The sequence below is a fragment of the Humibacter ginsenosidimutans genome (assembly GCF_007859675.1).
GTDB classification, from domain to species: Bacteria; Actinomycetota; Actinomycetes; order Actinomycetales; family Microbacteriaceae; genus Humibacter; species Humibacter ginsenosidimutans.
Window position 1 is genome coordinate 4,168,159 of the sequence record NZ_CP042305.1, and the last position, 15,480, is coordinate 4,183,638.

The following is a 15,480-nucleotide window of genomic DNA, read 5'->3' on the forward strand; positions in this document are numbered from 1 at the left end:
GGATGGCCGAGCCGCCGGCCCCGGCCGAGCCGCCGCGCCCCTCCGCCGTGCTCACGGACGACCAGGCCGCCTGGTTCCAGAGCATGGTGGACGCCATCGTCGCCAACGTCGAACGCGTGCTGCTCGGCAAGACGCACGTCATCAGGCTCGCCGTGACCGCGCTGCTCAGCGAGGGCCACCTCTTGCTGGAAGACGTGCCGGGAACGGGCAAGACCTCGTTGGCGAGGGCGCTCGCCGAGAGCATCTCGGGAACGAGCAGCCGCATCCAGTTCACCCCCGACCTGCTGCCAGGCGACGTCACGGGGGTCGGCGTCTACGACCAGCGCAAAGGCGACTTCGAGTTCCATCCCGGCCCGGTCTTCGCCAACGTGGTGCTCGCCGACGAGATCAACAGGGCCAGCCCGAAGACGCAGGCCGCGCTCCTGGAGGTCATGGAGGAGCGCCAGGTCAGCGTCGACGGCGTGACCCATCGCCTGGCCCCGCCGTTCATGGTGATCGCCACGCAGAACCCCGTCGAGCAGGCGGGAACGTACCGCCTGCCGGAGGCGCAGCTCGACCGGTTCATCATGAAGGCATCCATCGGCTACCCGGACCACGCGTCGATGGTGCGCATTCTCGAGGGCGCGGACCACCCGGCGCACGACACCGTGCTTCCCACCGTCGTGATGGGCGACATGGTCACCACGATGACCAAGCTGGCCAGGTCGGTGCATGTCGATCCGTCGATCAACGACTACGTGTCGCGGCTGGTGGATGCCACGCGCAGCGCCGACGAGGTGCGTCTCGGCGTCAGCGTGCGCGGCGGCCTCGCCCTCATCCGCACGGCCAAGACGTACGCCGCGGCGCTGGGACGCGCCTACGTCGTGCCCGACGACGTGAAGACGCTGGCGGAGCCCGTGCTGGCTCACCGGATCGTGCTCGATCCCGAGGCCGAGTTCGACGGCGTCACCGCGGGCAGCATCGTCGCGAACGTCGTGCTGGAGACACCGCCGCCGCTGGACGGGACGCTGGTGTGAGCTTCGACGCGCACTCCGGCAGCACCGGGATCGACAACGCTCGAACCCGGATCGTCGGCGCGCGCGATGACCGACTCGCCGATGCCGTGGTCGCGGTGGTGCGCTTCTGGCGCCGATTCACGCTGTGGTGCTCCCGCGCGATCCACTGGGTCACGCAGGTCACCACCGTGACGGGCGTGTGCGTCGCCGCCGTGACGATCGCCGCCTTCATCGCCGGCTATGTCGCAGGCTGGTCGGAGGCCCTCGTCGTGGCGTGGGTGGGGGCGGCGCTGTTCGTGCTGGCCGTCGGCTACCTGCTGGGATCCGTCGCCTATCGCGCGACGGTGCACCTGCCGACGCCGCGCGTCGTCGTCGGCGGCTCGGCACCGGTTGACGTGGAGGTCTCGAACCCCACAAGACGCGGCCTGCTGGCGGCACGCATCGAGGTGCCGGTCGGGGACGGCGTCGCGGAGTTCGCCGTGCCGGGGCTGCGCCCCGGCACCAGGTTCCGCGATGTCTTTCAGGTGCCGACGACGCACAGGGGAGTCGTGATCGTCGGCCCGGTGCGCTCGGTGCGCGCCGACCCGGTCGGGCTCCTGCGCCGCGAGACCGACTGGCAGCAGACCGCCGAGCTCTTCGTGCACCCGCAGACCGTCACGCTGCCGAGCATGAGCACGGGACTGGTGCGCGACCTCGAAGGCAACACCACGAGAGACCTCACGACGAGCGACATGTCCTTCCACGCCTTGCGCGAGTACGCGCGCGGCGACGAGCGCAGGCACATCCATTGGCGCAGCACGGCGAAGACCGGCGCGTTCATGGTGCGTCAGTACGAGCAGACCAGACGCAGCAACCTCCTCATCGCGCTCTCGACGGCGGAGGGCGACTTCGCATCGAACGACGAGTTCGAGCTCGCGGTCAGCGCGGCGGCGTCCCTCGGCGTGCGCGCGGTGCGCGACGATCGCAGCGTGTCGTTCGTGGTCGGGGAGCGCACGCCCGATTTCGCCAAGACGCCCGTGCTCGATGTGCGCAGACTCGACGCGGTCACCCCGACCCGTCTGCTCGACGCGCTGTGCCGCATCGAGATGGCGGGGTCAGCCCTGCACATCACCGACGTGGCCAAGGTGTCCGCCGACACCACTCCCGACCTGTCGATCGTGTTCCTCGTCTGCGGTTCCGACGTGACGACCGCGCACCTGAGGCAGGCCGCGACGATGTTCCAGCTCGGTATCGCCGTCGTGGTGGTGCGATGCGCGCCGGGCAGCGCCCCTGGGCTACGTCGGGTGGGCGACGTGAGCATCCTCACCATCGGATACCTCGAAGATCTGCGCTCGAGCCTGGCCAACTGGAAGGCCGTATGAGCGTCGGGCTTCGTCACCGCATCGCCGCCACGGGGTACCTGCTGGTGCTCATGACGTGCGCCGTCGTCGCGTTCTGGCCGATCTATCGCGACTCGGACTTCGTCGCGATGGCGATCGGCGCACTGGTCGCGGGCGCCGCGGTCGCCGTCGTCGGTGCGATCCGGCGATGGAGCACCCTGGTCACCGCGTGCGTCGCGGCGGGCGCGTTCCTCGTGCTCGGCGTTCCGCTGGCCGTGCCGGGAGAGACGATGTGGCGCGTGGCGCCCACCTGGCAGGGGTTTCTCGACTTCCTCTCCGCACTCGCGCTGAGCTGGCGCCAGCTCGTGACGATCAGTGTTCCCGTCGGGTCGTATCAGGCGCTGCTGACGCCGCCCTACGTGCTGGCGTTCGCTGGAACGCTGGTCTCGATCACGGTGGCGCTTCGAGCGAGGATGCCCGAGCTCGCCCTCGTCCCTCCGCTGGCCGTGTTCACCATGGCGATCGTTCTCGGCTCCGACACGACGGCGACGCCGCTGCCCTTGGTGGTCGCGATCGCCGCGCTCAGCGTCGGCTGGCTCGCGTGGATGCGTCGTCGCCGCCGCGTCTCCCGCCTGGTGTCCCTCGACAGCGCGCACGCCGACGGTGTGCGCCGCGGCGAACGCTCGTTCGCCGCGGCGCGGTCTGTCACGGTCGCGACGGTGGCGGTCGCCGTCGCCGTCGCCGCCGGGGTCGCCGTGACGACAGTGCTGCCCACGACGGCCGCGCGCACCGTCGCGCGCACGACCGCCATGCCGCCGTTCAACCCGCGCGACTATGCGAGCCCGCTGTCCGGATTCCGCTCCTACCTGCAACCCGCGACCGCCCACCGGGCGCTGTTCACCGTGACCGGCGCGGGAAGACTGCGCACGATCCGCCTGGCCACGCTCGACACGTACAACGGCGTCGTGTACTCGGTGGGCACGCAGCCGGGCGACTCGGGGGCGTTCGCGCGGGTGCCGGACACCCTTGCGCTGCCGGATCGGGACGGGGACGGCGCGGGGCGGAGCATCCAGACGCTCGAGGTCTCGATCGACGGGCTCTCCGGTCCGTGGCTGCCGACGTTCGGCGATCTGCAGACGATCTCCTTCGGCGGTGACGATCCGGGAGCACTTCGCGACGGCTTCTACTACAACTCGACGACGGCGACGATGGCCGACATCGCCGCGGTGCGGGCAGGCGATTCGTACAGTGTCACCGCGCAGACCACGCCGTCGCTCACCATCGCGCAGCTGGCGACGGCGAAGCCGGGCGACGCTGCGCTGCCGGCGGTCTCCGTCATGCCCGACGATCTCGACGACACCGTGCACCGCTACGAGGGCGACGCCGACACCCCGGGCAAGAAGCTCTCCGCCGTGCTGCTCAAGCTCACACAGAACGGCTACATCAGCCACGGCATCGGTTCGGAGCCGACAAGCCTCTCCGGGCACGGCGCCGACCGCATCACCTCGCTGCTCACCGATCAGCCGATGATCGGCGACCAGGAGCAGTACGCGGTGACGGCGGCGCTGATGGCGAGGCGACTCGGATTTCCGGCTCGCGTGGTGCTCGGCTTCACGGTCCCGCAGAACAGCGACAACGGTTCGACGACGATCACGGGGTCGGACATCACGGCGTGGATCCAGGTGCAGACCGCGAAGCAGGGCTGGGTCGACGTGGATCCGAATCCGCAGGTGCGGCCCATCCCAGAGAAGAAGCCGGAGCGTCCGAAGCAGATCTCCCGACCGCAGTCCGTCGTCGACCCGCCGAAGGACACCAGCGACCGGGATCAGAACCCGCCGCCGCAGTCGCACGTGAAGCAGGAGAAGACCGACCAGCTGCCGCTGTGGCTGAGCATCCTGCTGACGGTGCTCACCGTGCTCGGGTGGACGCTGTCGGTCGCGGCGCTGGTCGTCGCGCCGTTCCTCGCCGTGATCGCCGCCAAGTGGCGCAGGCGCCGAGGGCGCCGGTCGTCGCGTGCCGGTCCTCGGGTGCGCATCTCGGGTGCGTGGCGCGAGTTCGCGGACTCCGCCGTCGATCACGGCTACTCGCCGCACGCCTCCGCCACGCGCAGCGAGGCCGCGCAGGCGGTGGGCGGTCCCCGGTCGCTGCTGCTCGCCTCGGTGGCCGACCGGTCGGCGTTCGGACGGGCCGAGCCCACCGAGGCCGACGCCGACCAGGTGTGGCGCGCCGTGGAGGAGCTGCGTCGGGACCTCGACGCGCGCACCACCAGATGGGGTCGGCTGCGTGCGCGCGTCTCCCTCCGGTCGCTGGGCGGCTACCGTGGAGGGAGAACCGAAAAGGGTTCGTCATCGACAGGGAGTGAGCGGTGAACTGTGCGGCATGCGGCGCCGCGCTTCCGGCGGGCGCCATGTTCTGCGGGCGGTGTGGAAGAGCCGTGAACGCCACGCAGGTGCCGAAGGCCCGCGTGGCCGATCCACGACCCGGCGACACGACCATCCTGAACCCTGGAACGACCTCGGAACGGCCGACAGGAGACATCGGCACCGCGAGCGCCGGTGCAGACGATTCGGCCGACGCAGCGTCGCAGGTCGAGGATGCCGGCGGCAGCGTCGCGAGACCGGAGTCGCTGATCGAGACGCGCCCCATCAGCGTCGTGAGCTCGATCACCGGCCACGCCGACGACGGCTCCACCGCAGGCGCCCCGGCATCGGGATCGGGCTGCGACGGCGCCGCCTCTCAACCGCCCGTGCCCTACGTGCTCTCGTTCTCGACGGGAGAGCGCATCGTCGTCGTCGGATCCGGCCTGCTCGGGCGCAGACCGTACGTGCAGCCGGGCGAGAGCTTCGACCAGCTCGTGTCCATCGCCGACCACGAGCGCTCCGTCTCGAAGACGCACCTCGAGTTCGGGGTCGAGGTCGGGGACCTGTGGATCTGCGACAGGTACTCGGCCAACGGAACCGTCATCATCCCGCCCGCCGGTGCCCCGCATCGGCTGGAACCGGGGAGACGGTACAGGGTTCCGCGAGCCGGCCGCGTCGAGATCGGGGATCGCTGGTTCGACGTGCGCTGACGGCATCCGCCTCTGCGTCCCCAGGAGCGCCGATGGACGGGTCATGCCACCCCAGCGCTCTTGCCGCAGCACGACCCGGGTGAGTTGCGTTGCAGTGGAGGCATGACAGTTCTCGGCCGTTCCCCGCACGACGCCGTCGTGTTGCCCAGGCGTGCACCGGCCCCAGCACGTGGGACATTCCCCGTGCTCGCCGTGCTCGCACCTGTCGCCGGCGCGGCCGTGCTCTATGCGGTGATCGGGTCGCCGATGATGCTGGCCTTCGCGGCGCTCAGCCCGGTCATCGCGATCGCCGGCGCTGTCGACGGACGCATCGCGGCCAGGAGGAGACGCCGTGCGGATGCCCGCACTCACGCCGCGGAGAGCGCCGTCTTTCTCGACTCAGTCTCCTCCGCGCACCGTGCCGAGCGTGCGGCACTCGACGCCGAACATCCGTCCGCCGCCGCCCTCCTCGCCGACGCATCGCATCGCTCGCGGCGGTGGACCGCTCCAAGCGCACGCCTCGCGGTCGTGCGCATCGGCACCGGAACGACGGCCAGCAGGCTGGTCGTGTCGGGTTCGGCTGAGTCCGAGGAAGACCTCGAGCTCGTCGCGGCCGCGCGCTCGCTCGCCGATGCGCCGATACTGGGTGATCCCGCGGACGGCATCGGCGTCGTCGGCCCGCTGCCTGCGGCGAGAGCTCTGGTGCGCGGCCTGGTCGTCCAGCTCGCGCACGCACATCCACCCGGCGCACTCGCGCTCGACGCGCCAGACGCCGAGGCCTATCGCTGGCTCGCCGGCTACCCGCACGCCGGGCGCGCGCATGCCGCGCCCCTGGTCGTGCACGTCAGCGACACGGGTGAGGACCCGGCAGGGGGAAAGCTGCGGGCCGATGCGCAGGCATCGATGGCCCGTCGGAACGAGCCGTTGGGCGAAGCGATCCTCGCCGTGGCGCCGAGCGTGGAGACGCTGCCGAGCGGATGTCGTCTCGTCGTGCGGGTGGAGGCCGACGGTGATCTGAGGATGCTCTCGGCAGCGGCAGAACAGACGGGTGCTCGAGCCGAGCTGATCACGGCGCAACAGGCCTTGGGATTCGGCACGGCGCTCGCCGTGGAGGCCGCAGCCAGAGGCATCGCGGCAGTGTCACCGCTTGCGGAGCACGTTGAACTCGCCGAGCTGGGCGCCGCGGTCGACGCGGATCGGACCGCGGCCGCGGACGCGGCGCTGCCCGCAACGTTCTGCGTGTCCGACGCCGGGCCGCTCGTCATCGATCTCGTCGCGTCGGGGCCGCACGCGGTCGTCACCGGAACGACGGGCAGCGGCAAGAGCGAATTGCTCACCTCCTGGGTGCTGGGCATCGCATCGGCGGCGAGCCCCCTGGTCGTGAACTTTCTGCTCGTCGACTTCAAGGGCGGCACCGCCTTTCAGCGGCTGGCGGCGCTGCCGCACACGGTCGGCGTCGTCACCGACCTCGGCCACGGCGAGGCGTTGCGGGCGCTGAAGAGCCTGCGCGCCGAGATCCGACGCCGGGAAGCGGAGCTGGCGCGACGCGCGGCATCCGACCTGCGCGATGCGCCCGACGCGTTCCCGCGGCTCGTCATCGTCGTGGATGAGGCGGCGGCGATGCTCGCCGCATTCCCCGATCTCGCCGCTCTCTTCGTCGACATCGCCGCACGGGGCCGCGCGCTCGGCATGCATCTCGTCCTCGCCACGCAGCGCGCGACCGGCGTGCTCGGCGACGCGCTCATCGCGAACTGCGCACTGCGCATCTCACTGCGACTGTCCTCCGAGGCGGACAGCGCTGCATTGCTCGGAACGGATGCCGCAGCGCGACTTCCGCACGGCATCCCCGGCAGGCTCGTCGTCAGCCGCGACGGAACGACGGTGATCGCGCAGGCGGCGTCGGCGCGCGACAGCGACATCGAGTCGGTCGTCAGCAGGTTCGCTGGAGGGGTCGTGCCGCGTGCTCCGTGGCTGCCGGCGCTGCCCTCGCGCATCCCGCTCTCGGCCTTCGGCGCATCGCCTCCGGATTCCGTGGTGATCGGCGCCGGGGACGACCCGGACCGCCAGGTGCAGGAGGGCATCGTCTACCGCCCGACCGCCGCGCACCTGCTCGTGCAGGGTGCGCGCGGCTCGGGAAAGTCGACGGTTCTCGCCGCAGTCGGGGCACAGTGGACGGGCGAAGTCGTCGTCGTGCCGGCTGACGTCGAGGGAGCGTGGGATGCGCTGTCAACGGCAGCGGCACGCCCCGCGTGCGACGACCCCGCGCCGTGCCTCGTGCTCCTCGACGACGTCGACGCTCTGCTCGAGCGGTTCGACGACGAGCACCGCGACGCCGTCGTGGAGCGCATCCGCGCTCTGCTCATCGACGGTCCACGCGCCGGCACGGCACTCGTCTGCACGGCTTCCTCATTGCCCAGCGCACTGCGCGCCGTCGCAGGCCGTTTCGGAGAGCGGCTCGTGCTGCGTCAGTCCGACCGCCAGGAGCACGTGCTCGCCGGCGCGCCCGCCGAACTCTACGACGCGGATGCGCCGCCCGGCCGGGGCGTGTGGCGCGAGCGCGCGTGCCAGGTCATGCTCGTGCCGCCGCCTCCGCTGCCAATCCGGTTCCCGCCGCCCGAACTCGAGTTCGAGGCGGGGACGGTCACCGTCGTCGTGACGCAGAACCCGGAGGCGGTGCTCACCGGGTTCGCTGCAGCAGACCTCGACGTGGAGGTCATCGATGTCGGGGCGATCGGCACCGATTCACCAGGGGTCGGCGACTCCACCAGCCCCGTCGGCGTCGTGGCCGATCGCCCCGACCACGACGCGGGCACGCACTCCAGCGGGGGCGTGAGCGTGCGAACGACGGCCCGCGCCGTGGTGCTGGTCGGCGACGCCGAGACGTGGCAGAGCCGGTTCGGTCTGCTCGCCAGAGTGCGCTCGCGAGCGGTCATGGTGTTCGACGGATGCCCGCTCCCGCACCTGCGAGCCCTGCTGCACACCAGGGAGCTCCCGCCCACGACGGTCCCCGGGCATGTGCTCGTGCGCGAACCGAGCGGGGTCTTCAGTCGGGCGCGGATGCCGTGAGCTCAGCCCAGAACCTCCGCCAAGGGCGTCGGCGTCAGGCCGTTCGCCTCTGCCACGCCAGCGTTCGTGACCCGGCCGTCGACCACGTTGAGTCCCAGCGCGAGCGCCGGGTCCGCGCGGAGCGCTGCCTGCCATCCGTTGTTCGCGATCGCGCGCAGGTAGGGCAGCGTCGCGTTCGTGAGCGCGTGCGTCGAGGTGTGCGGAACCGCGCCCGGCATGTTCGCGACGCAGTAGAAGATGGTGTCGTGCACCCTGAAGGTCGGGGCATCGTGGGTCGTCGGGTGCGAGTCCTCGAAGCATCCGCCCTGGTCGACGGCGATGTCCACGAGCACGCTGCCGGGGCGCATCTTCGCCACCATGTCGTTGCGCACCAGCTTCGGCGCCTTGGCGCCCGGCACCAGCACGGATCCGACCACGAGGTCGGCGTCGAGCACTGCGCGCTCGACCTCGAAGGTGGTCGACGCGATGGTCTTGATGCGGCCCGCGTACAGGGCGTCGAGCTCGCGCAGCCGTCCGACGTTGGTGTCGAGCACCGTCACATCGGCGCCGAGACCCACCGCCACCTGTGCGGCGTTGGAGCCCGCGACGCCGCCGCCGAGCACGACCACCTTGGCGGGGTAGGTTCCGGGAACCCCCGGCACCAGCAGCCCGGAACCGCCCTGCGGCTTGAGCAGGGTGTTCGCACCGACGATCGGCGCGAGCCTGCCGGCCACCTCGCTCATCGGGGCCAGCAGCGGCAGCGAGCGATCGGCGCGCTGCACGGTCTCGTAGGCGATGGCCGTGACACCGGCGTCGGCCAGTGCCTTCGTCAGAGCCGGCTCGGCGGCCAGGTGCAGATACGCGAACAGCACGAGGCCGTCCCTGAAGTAGCCGAACTCCCGCTCGATCGGCTCTTTCACCTTGAGCAGAAGCTCTGCGCTCGCCCAGGTGGCGGCCGCGTCGGGCTCGATGATCGCGCCAGCATCGGAGTAGGCGGAGTCGGGGATCGACGAGCCGTCGCCTGCACCGCGCTCCACATGCACTTCGTGCCCGTTGCCGACCAGATCGTGCACACCGGCCGGAGTGATCGCCACCCGGTACTCGTTGTTCTTGATCTCGCGTGGAATGGAGATTCTCATCGTCTTCCGTTTCTTTCTTCTCACGGACCGTCCTCGGCCCGCCCGCGGTCTCCTTTGACCGCGAAGACTGATGGCGCGCTGCGCCGTTATCCGCTCAGACCGTCGGGCGCAGGCGGCCGACGGGCGCCCCTCCGCCGTACACGACGGCATCCGCTCTCTCGAGCGCCTCCTGTGCCGTCGCGGCATCGATCGCGCCGGCTTTCGCCAGGGCGCCGACTGCCGCGACCCGCGCCGCCGGAACACTGCCGCCGAGCATCTTGACGGCGACGGTCGTGCCGTTGGCCACGCACACGGTCATCACGCCGTCGGCACCGGCCTTGGCGTAGCCGCCGATCGTCTCCATCAGCACGGTGTCCGGACGGCCGGGGCCCGAGATCGCCCACGGGTGCTCGCGCGCGCTGCGCAACACGCTCGCCGCCGTGCGATACAAGGCGAACGGCGAGGACTCCGACGCCGTTGCCATGCGGTGCACGCCCCGTGCCAGGCCGGCCAGGGTGACGGCGAACACCGGAGCGCCGCAGCCGTCGACGGCCGCGTGCGACACCTTCTCGCCGGTCAGACGCTCGACGACGTCCCTGATGTGCTGTTGCAGAGGATGCCGTGCGTCGAGATAGTCGTCGACGCTCCACCCCTGAGCGACGCATGCCGCGAGCATCCCCGCATGCTTTCCCGAGCACTCCATGTAGATCGGGGCGGCGTCGCCGCCTGTGCGAAGCACGGCGCTGCGCGACTCGGCATCGGCGGGCAGCGCGGACGGGCAGCGCAGCGCGCTGTCGTCGAGGCGCGCGTCGGCGAGGGTGCGGCGCACGACGTCGACGTGCCGAGGGGTGCCGGCGTGACTCGCGGAGGCGAGGGCGGTCTGCTCCGCGTCGAGCTCGGCGCCGGCCGTCAGCGAGCCGACGGCCTGGAAGGGCTTCAGAGTGGAGCGGGGGAGTACCGCGGCATCCGGATCGCCCAGAGCCAGCACACGCTCGCCCTCCGGAGAGAGAACGATGGCGGACCCGACGTGCCGGTTCTCGATGAAGCCGCTGCGGTCGGAGACCGCGAGTTCCACGGCGGCGGTGCTGTCGAAGGTGCCGGAGAACTGCTGCGCACGCACCGATTCACTCATGGTGTTTTTCAGTGTAACGAGCACGGTTCGCGGGATGTTTGCGCCGATGCGAACGATCCGTGCGATCCTTGCCGGTCACGCGGCGGAGTGTGCGGGAGCCGTGCACGATCTGTCAGAGTGGGCGGTGTGCGGCCCGGTGGCCGACGGAAGGGACCGATCGTGAACGTCGACCATCACTACGCCCTCGAGCTGGAGTGGACGGGAAACCGCGGCACGGGAACGAGCGACTACCGCGCGTACGGTCGCGATCACATCGTGCGGGCGGAGGGCAACCCGCCGATCGAGGGCTCGAGCGACCGCGCGTTCTTCGGCGACCCCGAGCGCTGGAACCCGGAAGAGCTCATGGTGGCGGCACTTTCTCAGTGCCACCTGCTCAGCTACCTGCACGTCGCTCAGCGCAATGGCGTCGTCGTGATCGCCTACACCGACACGCCGACAGGCACCATGACGACCACACCCGACGGCGGAGGGCACTTCACGTCGGTCACCCTGCGCCCCGAGGTCACGGTGTCCGACGCGTCGCAGGTCGAGCTCGCGCAGACCCTGCACGAGGAGGCCGCCCGCCTGTGCTTCATCGCGGCCTCGGTCAACTTCCCGGTCGGCCACGAGCCGACAACGCGCCTCGCCTGACGCCCCGTCCCGCGCCTGGCGCCGCGTCCCCCCGAGAGTGAGTCTTTCGATCCCCGAGAGTGCGTCCTTCTGTCCCCGAGGGTGTGCTTTCACCGTCGCGAGCGTGCGCGTTCTGTCCAGGAGTGCGCACTTCCGCCGCGAGCGTGTGTGTCGACCTCGGGACGACACATGGTCGACTCCGCCCGGATCGGTTCCTTCGAGCGCCCGCACACGTCAACGAGTGACCATTTCGCGCTCCACCGAAACGTCCGATCATCCCCGGTCATCTCCGCGCTCGCTCACAGCGTCAGACATCGCGCCAGCCTCAGTGCGCATCGGGCGTGAGACCGTCAGGACCCGCCGTCTCCCCAGCGAGACCGTCGGGACCCACCGCCTCAGAGCGTGTCGGCGTCGGCCGGCGCCTCGTTGTACACCCCGGCCTCGGTCTGCCCGCTGAGGCGCTGGATCGCGGCCATGATGGCATCCGTCGCCTCGCGACGGGCCTTGCCGCTCGTCGCCGGACCGAACGACGCGACGTCGATCGGCTCACCGAACGCGACGGTGACACGTGCGAACGTGGGCGCCTTGCTGCCTACCGGCTGCAGACGCTCCGTGCCGATCAGTCCTACCGGCACGACAGGGGCACCCGTGGTCAGCGCCAACCAGGCGACCCCCGTGCGGCCGCGGTACAGACGTCCGTCGAGCGACCGCGTCCCCTCCGGGTAGAGCGCGAACGCGTTGCCTGCCTCGAGGATGCTCCGACTCAACTCGAGCGCATGCTGCGAGTCCCTGCCCGCCCCGCGCCGTACCCCCACGGCACCGATCGCGCCGAAGAAGGTGCGCTTGATCCAGCCCGAGATGCCGCGCCCCTCGAAGTAATGGGACTTGGCGAGGAACTGCACGGGCCGAGGCGCCACGACGGGGATCACGACGCTGTCGATGAACGAGAGATGGTTGCTCGCGAGGATGACCGCACCCTCGCGAGGAACATTGTGGCGGCCGATCACCTTCGGCCGGTACAGCACGCGGGCGACCGGCGCCACCACGAACCGGCCGAAGCCGTAGAGGAACCCGAGGCGCGGACGCTCTCCCGCGGAGTGCTCCATCGCCATGTCGGCACGTCCTCCCGCGGGTGAGAGGGCCTCGTGCCGATCACCGTCCTCGCGTCTCTCGGAGCGAACCAGAGCGGTGGGCGTGGCCGTACCCGAGAGAGTCGTCATGCTCACGACCTTAAGAACCTGCATATGCCGGCAGGGGCATGGGAGCGTGCAGGAGAGGGCAGCAGACCGACGTACGGCGGGCGCCTCGACAGGCGCCTCAGAGGCCCGTCTTCGGATCGATGAAACACCGGGCGCCGCCCACCAGGTTCAGGCACGGTGCGTACTGGGCGGGGAACGGCTGCGTCAGAGGCGAACCGAACCAGGTGGTGTAGAGGTTCCAGAAGTTGAGGTTGCCGTACGTCGAGCAGGGGGTGACGACATCCGGGTGCCGCACGGTCTGCGGCGAGGGCTGGTACGGCGTGTAGTTGTAGAGGTTCGCGGTCGCCTGCGTGCGGATGTCCACGACGCTGCCGCCGCACGCCGTGTTCGGGTGGTATTGAATGCGCACTCGGCCGACGTGGTAACGCCACGACGAGCCGCCGACCGTGTACTCCCTGAACTGCCACGCCGCGTTGTAGAGCTGGTTGAAGAAGCCGAAGTAACGGGCGTCGCAGCCCGCCGTGTCGGGGCATCCGTACCCGGTCGCGCGCTGGTACCCGTAGACCGTCGGATGTGTGAGAAGCGACTGCTCCTTCTGCAGCAGTACGAGCAGCACCTTCGGGCTGATACGGCACGCCTGGGCGATCCTCGCGATGATCGAGCTCGCGGCCTCGTCGTGCTCGCCCCTCATCGCGGCACAGTGCGCGTATTGCGTCGGCTCGTCGGGCGTGTCCTCCCGGTAGTCCTTCAGGCACGGCACGTTCCCCTGCGGCGTGCAGTCGCGCTGCTGGAGGAAGCGCTGGATCTGCGCCGCGGTCATGGCGTCCGGGTCGTAGAACGCGGCGTCGCCGATGATCAGCCCGGCGTCGAAGTGCGTGTTCGACGGCGCCTTCTTCTCCGGGCTGCCCACGGCCACGGCGGCGAGCACGGCGAACACCACGACGCAGAGCGCGGCGACCACGGCGATCGCGAGATCTCCGATGGGCGCCCGTGCCACCCACATGCCCATCCGTTCGGTCTCGCTGTGGCGTGCGGGCATGCATCGACCCTACGGGGTGTCCTCGCACCGTGGATGCCCGCCGGGCGTCACGCGAGTCGGCTCAGGCGAGTCGGGCGAGCGCGGCCTGCGACTCGATCACGGCGTCGACGAATCCGTACTCGACGGCTTCGCCCGCGTCGTACCAGGCATCCCGGTCGCCGTCGCGCAGGATCTCCTCCTGCGTGTGCCCGGTCTGCTCGGCGGTGAGCCTCGCCATCTCCTTCTTGAACTTGACGATCTGCTCGGCCTGACGTCTGATGTCGGCGGCGGTGCCCCCGAAGCCGCCGTGCGGCTGGTGCATCACGACGCGGGTGTTGGGCAGCACGAACCGTTTGCCCGGGGTACCCGAGCTCAACAGGAACTGCGCCATCGACGCCGCGAAGCCGATTCCCACGGTGACGACGTCGGGCGTGATGTAGCGCATGACGTCGTAGATGGCGAAGCCCGCGGTGACGGAGCCGCCGGGCGAATTGATGTACAGCTGGATGTCCTGCTTCGGGTCGTGCGCCGCCAGCAGCAGGAGCTTGGCGCAGATCTCGTTGGCGATCGCGTCGTCGACCTCGACGCCGAGGAACACGATGCGGTGCTCGAGCAGACGGTCGAAGACCTGTGGTGCCGGTGGCATGGATGTCATCGGTTCTGGCATGTGATCCTCCTGCTGATGTCTCGTGGCATGCGGCGACCTGTGCTCGGTCGGGTTCCATGCTCGAGTGCCTTCCGCGTCGCACGGCGGCGTTTCTGCCGACGGCGACTTCGCCGAGAGCAGAACGCGACACCGCTGTCGGCCACCGGCTCACGCGTAGCCTGGGAGAACCGCGATATGCAGCATGACGACGGCGCCTCGCGTCGCACAGGTCAGTGGATCGCGGGGAAGGGATCGCAGATGCTGCTCAGGTACGCCATGGGGTCGGCGATCAGAAGACTTCGGCTCGCCAAAGGTCTGACTCTGCGCGAGATCTCGCAGGCGTCGGCCATCTCGTTGCCGTACCTCTCGGAGATCGAACGCGGTCGCAAAGAGCCTTCGAGCGAGATCGTTCAGACGGTCTGCGTCGTGCTCGGCATCACGTTGCGTCAGCTGATGCGCGAGACCGACGTGGAGCTGGTGGCCGCGGAACGCGCCGCGCACCTCGCGCCCGTGCTCGATCTCACCCCACGTCACGACGACGTATCGATCGGCTCGATCGCCGATCGGCTTCACGCGGAACGGATGCCGGTGCAGCGGATGTCTCGCGCGGTACGCCGCGCCGCCGACACGCAGTTGCTCGTGGCCTGAGCATCAGGCTCAGTCAGGATCGTGCGCGTTCGTGCATCTCGAACGCCCGAAACAGCACGCGCTCCGTCGCCGGAACGCGGTGGTCGACCGTGGCGGGCCGGCCCGCCGCTCGTGCGTGACCGCTCAGGCCGACAGGGCGGCGAGGGCGACCTCGATCACGCTCGCCGCGTCGTCGATGAGCTCCTCGCTGATCACGACGGACGGCATGATGCGCAGCACGCTGTCCCAGCTGCCGGAGTCGAGCACGATCACGCCGCTGCTCGTCGCGTGCCGCAGGATGCCCGTGAGCGCCTCCGGGTTCGGCCGTCGCGTTCCCGGCACCACGAGTTCCACACCCCACATGGCGCCCTTGCCGCGCACGTCGCCCACCACGGGGAACCGCTCGGCCCAGTCGCCGATGCGCGCCTGCAGCGCCCGCTCGACGCGCTGCGCCTCGGCGATGAGACCCTCGTTCTCGATGGCCTCCAGCGTGGCGAGGGCGGCGGCGGTCGACACCGGGTTGCCGCCGAAGGTGCCGCCGATGCCGCCGGGCTGCACGGCATCCATGATCTCGGCGCGTCCGGTGACTGCGGCGAGGGGGAAGCCGCCCGCGATGCCCTTCGCCGTCGTGACGAGGTCGGGCACCACACCGAAGTGCTCGCTGGCGTACCAGGCGCCGGTGCGGGCGATGCCCGCCTGGATCTCGTCGGCGACGAAGACGAT

The 15,480-nt window shown here is 70.3% G+C and carries 13 protein-coding genes; 7 read left to right on the forward strand and 6 right to left on the reverse strand.

Translation table 11 applies throughout. The annotated features are described in order from the left end of the window. Nucleotides 1-2 precede the first annotated feature (2 nt). The 5 genes from FPZ11_RS19055 to FPZ11_RS19075 all read left to right on the forward strand — a co-directional run bounded on the left by FPZ11_RS19055 (nucleotide 3) and on the right by FPZ11_RS19075 (nucleotide 8,429). On the forward strand, nucleotides 3-1,016 hold the full coding sequence (locus tag FPZ11_RS19055) for an AAA family ATPase (protein ID WP_146323015.1): 1,014 nt from the start codon (nucleotides 3-5) through the stop codon (nucleotides 1,014-1,016). After that, nucleotides 1,013-2,356, forward strand: coding sequence for a DUF58 domain-containing protein (locus FPZ11_RS19060; RefSeq protein WP_146322569.1), 1,344 nt, complete (start codon nucleotides 1,013-1,015; stop codon nucleotides 2,354-2,356). Before FPZ11_RS19055 ends, FPZ11_RS19060 begins: the two co-directional genes overlap by 4 nt. Continuing rightward, nucleotides 2,353-4,683 carry a transglutaminase TgpA family protein gene (locus tag FPZ11_RS19065; protein WP_168203920.1) on the forward strand — a complete coding sequence of 777 codons (2,331 nt, stop codon included), beginning with the start codon at nucleotides 2,353-2,355 and terminating at the stop codon, nucleotides 4,681-4,683. The genes FPZ11_RS19060 and FPZ11_RS19065 overlap by 4 nt, the downstream gene beginning before the upstream one ends. A 65-nt stretch (nucleotides 4,684-4,748) precedes the next feature. Then, nucleotides 4,749-5,384 carry an FHA domain-containing protein gene (locus FPZ11_RS19070; RefSeq protein WP_146322571.1) on the forward strand — a complete coding sequence of 212 codons (636 nt, stop codon included), beginning with the start codon at nucleotides 4,749-4,751 and terminating at the stop codon, nucleotides 5,382-5,384. 102 nt (nucleotides 5,385-5,486) lie between these two features. Then, the gene (locus tag FPZ11_RS19075; protein WP_146322572.1) at nucleotides 5,487-8,429 is read left to right on the forward strand and encodes an FtsK/SpoIIIE domain-containing protein; all 2,943 of its coding nucleotides are present in this window, start codon (nucleotides 5,487-5,489) and stop codon (nucleotides 8,427-8,429) included. Nucleotides 8,430-8,431: 2 nt separating this feature from the next. On the opposite strand, the gene ald is transcribed toward FPZ11_RS19075, so the two are convergent. Both ald and FPZ11_RS19085 read right to left on the reverse strand, forming a co-directional pair. Next, entirely contained in the window at nucleotides 8,432-9,547 is a 1,116-nt protein-coding gene (gene ald, locus FPZ11_RS19080; protein WP_146322573.1) for an alanine dehydrogenase, read from the reverse strand. Nucleotides 9,548-9,641: 94 nt separating this feature from the next. Further along, nucleotides 9,642-10,658: an asparaginase gene (locus FPZ11_RS19085; RefSeq protein ID WP_146322574.1), complete on the reverse strand. Its 1,017-nt coding sequence runs from the start codon at nucleotides 10,656-10,658 to the stop codon at nucleotides 9,642-9,644. Nucleotides 10,659-10,817: 159 nt separating this feature from the next. Here FPZ11_RS19085 and FPZ11_RS19090 point away from each other — a divergent pair, with 159 nt between their 5' ends. Beyond that, nucleotides 10,818-11,288 (forward strand): OsmC family protein, encoded by a 471-nt coding sequence (locus FPZ11_RS19090; protein ID WP_146322575.1) that lies wholly within the window; start codon nucleotides 10,818-10,820, stop codon nucleotides 11,286-11,288. A 374-nt stretch (nucleotides 11,289-11,662) separates the two neighbouring features. Here the strand turns inward: FPZ11_RS19090 and FPZ11_RS19095 are convergent, their stop codons facing one another. From FPZ11_RS19095 to FPZ11_RS19105, 3 genes are all read right to left on the reverse strand, one after another. Further along, nucleotides 11,663-12,379 carry a lysophospholipid acyltransferase family protein gene (locus FPZ11_RS19095; protein WP_146323016.1) on the reverse strand — a complete coding sequence of 239 codons (717 nt, stop codon included), beginning with the start codon at nucleotides 12,377-12,379 and terminating at the stop codon, nucleotides 11,663-11,665. Nucleotides 12,380-12,584: 205 nt separating this feature from the next. Continuing rightward, nucleotides 12,585-13,505 (reverse strand): hypothetical protein, encoded by a 921-nt coding sequence (locus FPZ11_RS19100; protein WP_146322576.1) that lies wholly within the window; start codon nucleotides 13,503-13,505, stop codon nucleotides 12,585-12,587. 61 nt (nucleotides 13,506-13,566) lie between these two features. Beyond that, nucleotides 13,567-14,151, reverse strand: coding sequence for a ClpP family protease (locus FPZ11_RS19105; RefSeq protein ID WP_246846417.1), 585 nt, complete (start codon nucleotides 14,149-14,151; stop codon nucleotides 13,567-13,569). Between the two features lie 237 nt (nucleotides 14,152-14,388). Here FPZ11_RS19105 and FPZ11_RS19110 point away from each other — a divergent pair, with 237 nt between their 5' ends. Further along, complete coding sequence (locus FPZ11_RS19110) at nucleotides 14,389-14,778, forward strand: helix-turn-helix domain-containing protein (RefSeq protein WP_146322577.1); 390 nt, start codon at nucleotides 14,389-14,391, stop codon at nucleotides 14,776-14,778. 123 nt (nucleotides 14,779-14,901) lie between these two features. Here FPZ11_RS19110 and FPZ11_RS20030 read toward each other — a convergent pair whose 3' ends face one another. After that, the gene (locus FPZ11_RS20030; protein ID WP_367889410.1) at nucleotides 14,902-15,402 is read right to left on the reverse strand and encodes an aminotransferase class III-fold pyridoxal phosphate-dependent enzyme; all 501 of its coding nucleotides are present in this window, start codon (nucleotides 15,400-15,402) and stop codon (nucleotides 14,902-14,904) included. Between the last annotated feature and the right edge of the window lie 78 nt (nucleotides 15,403-15,480).

Coding starts and splice junctions, on each gene's coding strand:
- ald (WP_146322573.1), bottom strand. CDS start 9,547: ATGAGAATCTCCATTCCACGCGAGATCAAGAACAACGAGTACCGGGTG.
- FPZ11_RS19105 (WP_246846417.1), bottom strand. CDS start 14,151: ATGCCAGAACCGATGACATCCATGCCACCGGCACCACAGGTCTTCGAC.
- FPZ11_RS19065 (WP_168203920.1), top strand. CDS start 2,353: ATGAGCGTCGGGCTTCGTCACCGCATCGCCGCCACGGGGTACCTGCTG.
- FPZ11_RS19055 (WP_146323015.1), top strand. CDS start 3: ATGGCCGAGCCGCCGGCCCCGGCCGAGCCGCCGCGCCCCTCCGCCGTG.
- FPZ11_RS19100 (WP_146322576.1), bottom strand. CDS start 13,505: ATGCCCGCACGCCACAGCGAGACCGAACGGATGGGCATGTGGGTGGCA.
- FPZ11_RS19095 (WP_146323016.1), bottom strand. CDS start 12,379: ATGGCGATGGAGCACTCCGCGGGAGAGCGTCCGCGCCTCGGGTTCCTC.
- FPZ11_RS19075 (WP_146322572.1), top strand. CDS start 5,487: ATGACAGTTCTCGGCCGTTCCCCGCACGACGCCGTCGTGTTGCCCAGG.
- FPZ11_RS19110 (WP_146322577.1), top strand. CDS start 14,389: ATGCTGCTCAGGTACGCCATGGGGTCGGCGATCAGAAGACTTCGGCTC.
- FPZ11_RS19085 (WP_146322574.1), bottom strand. CDS start 10,658: ATGAGTGAATCGGTGCGTGCGCAGCAGTTCTCCGGCACCTTCGACAGC.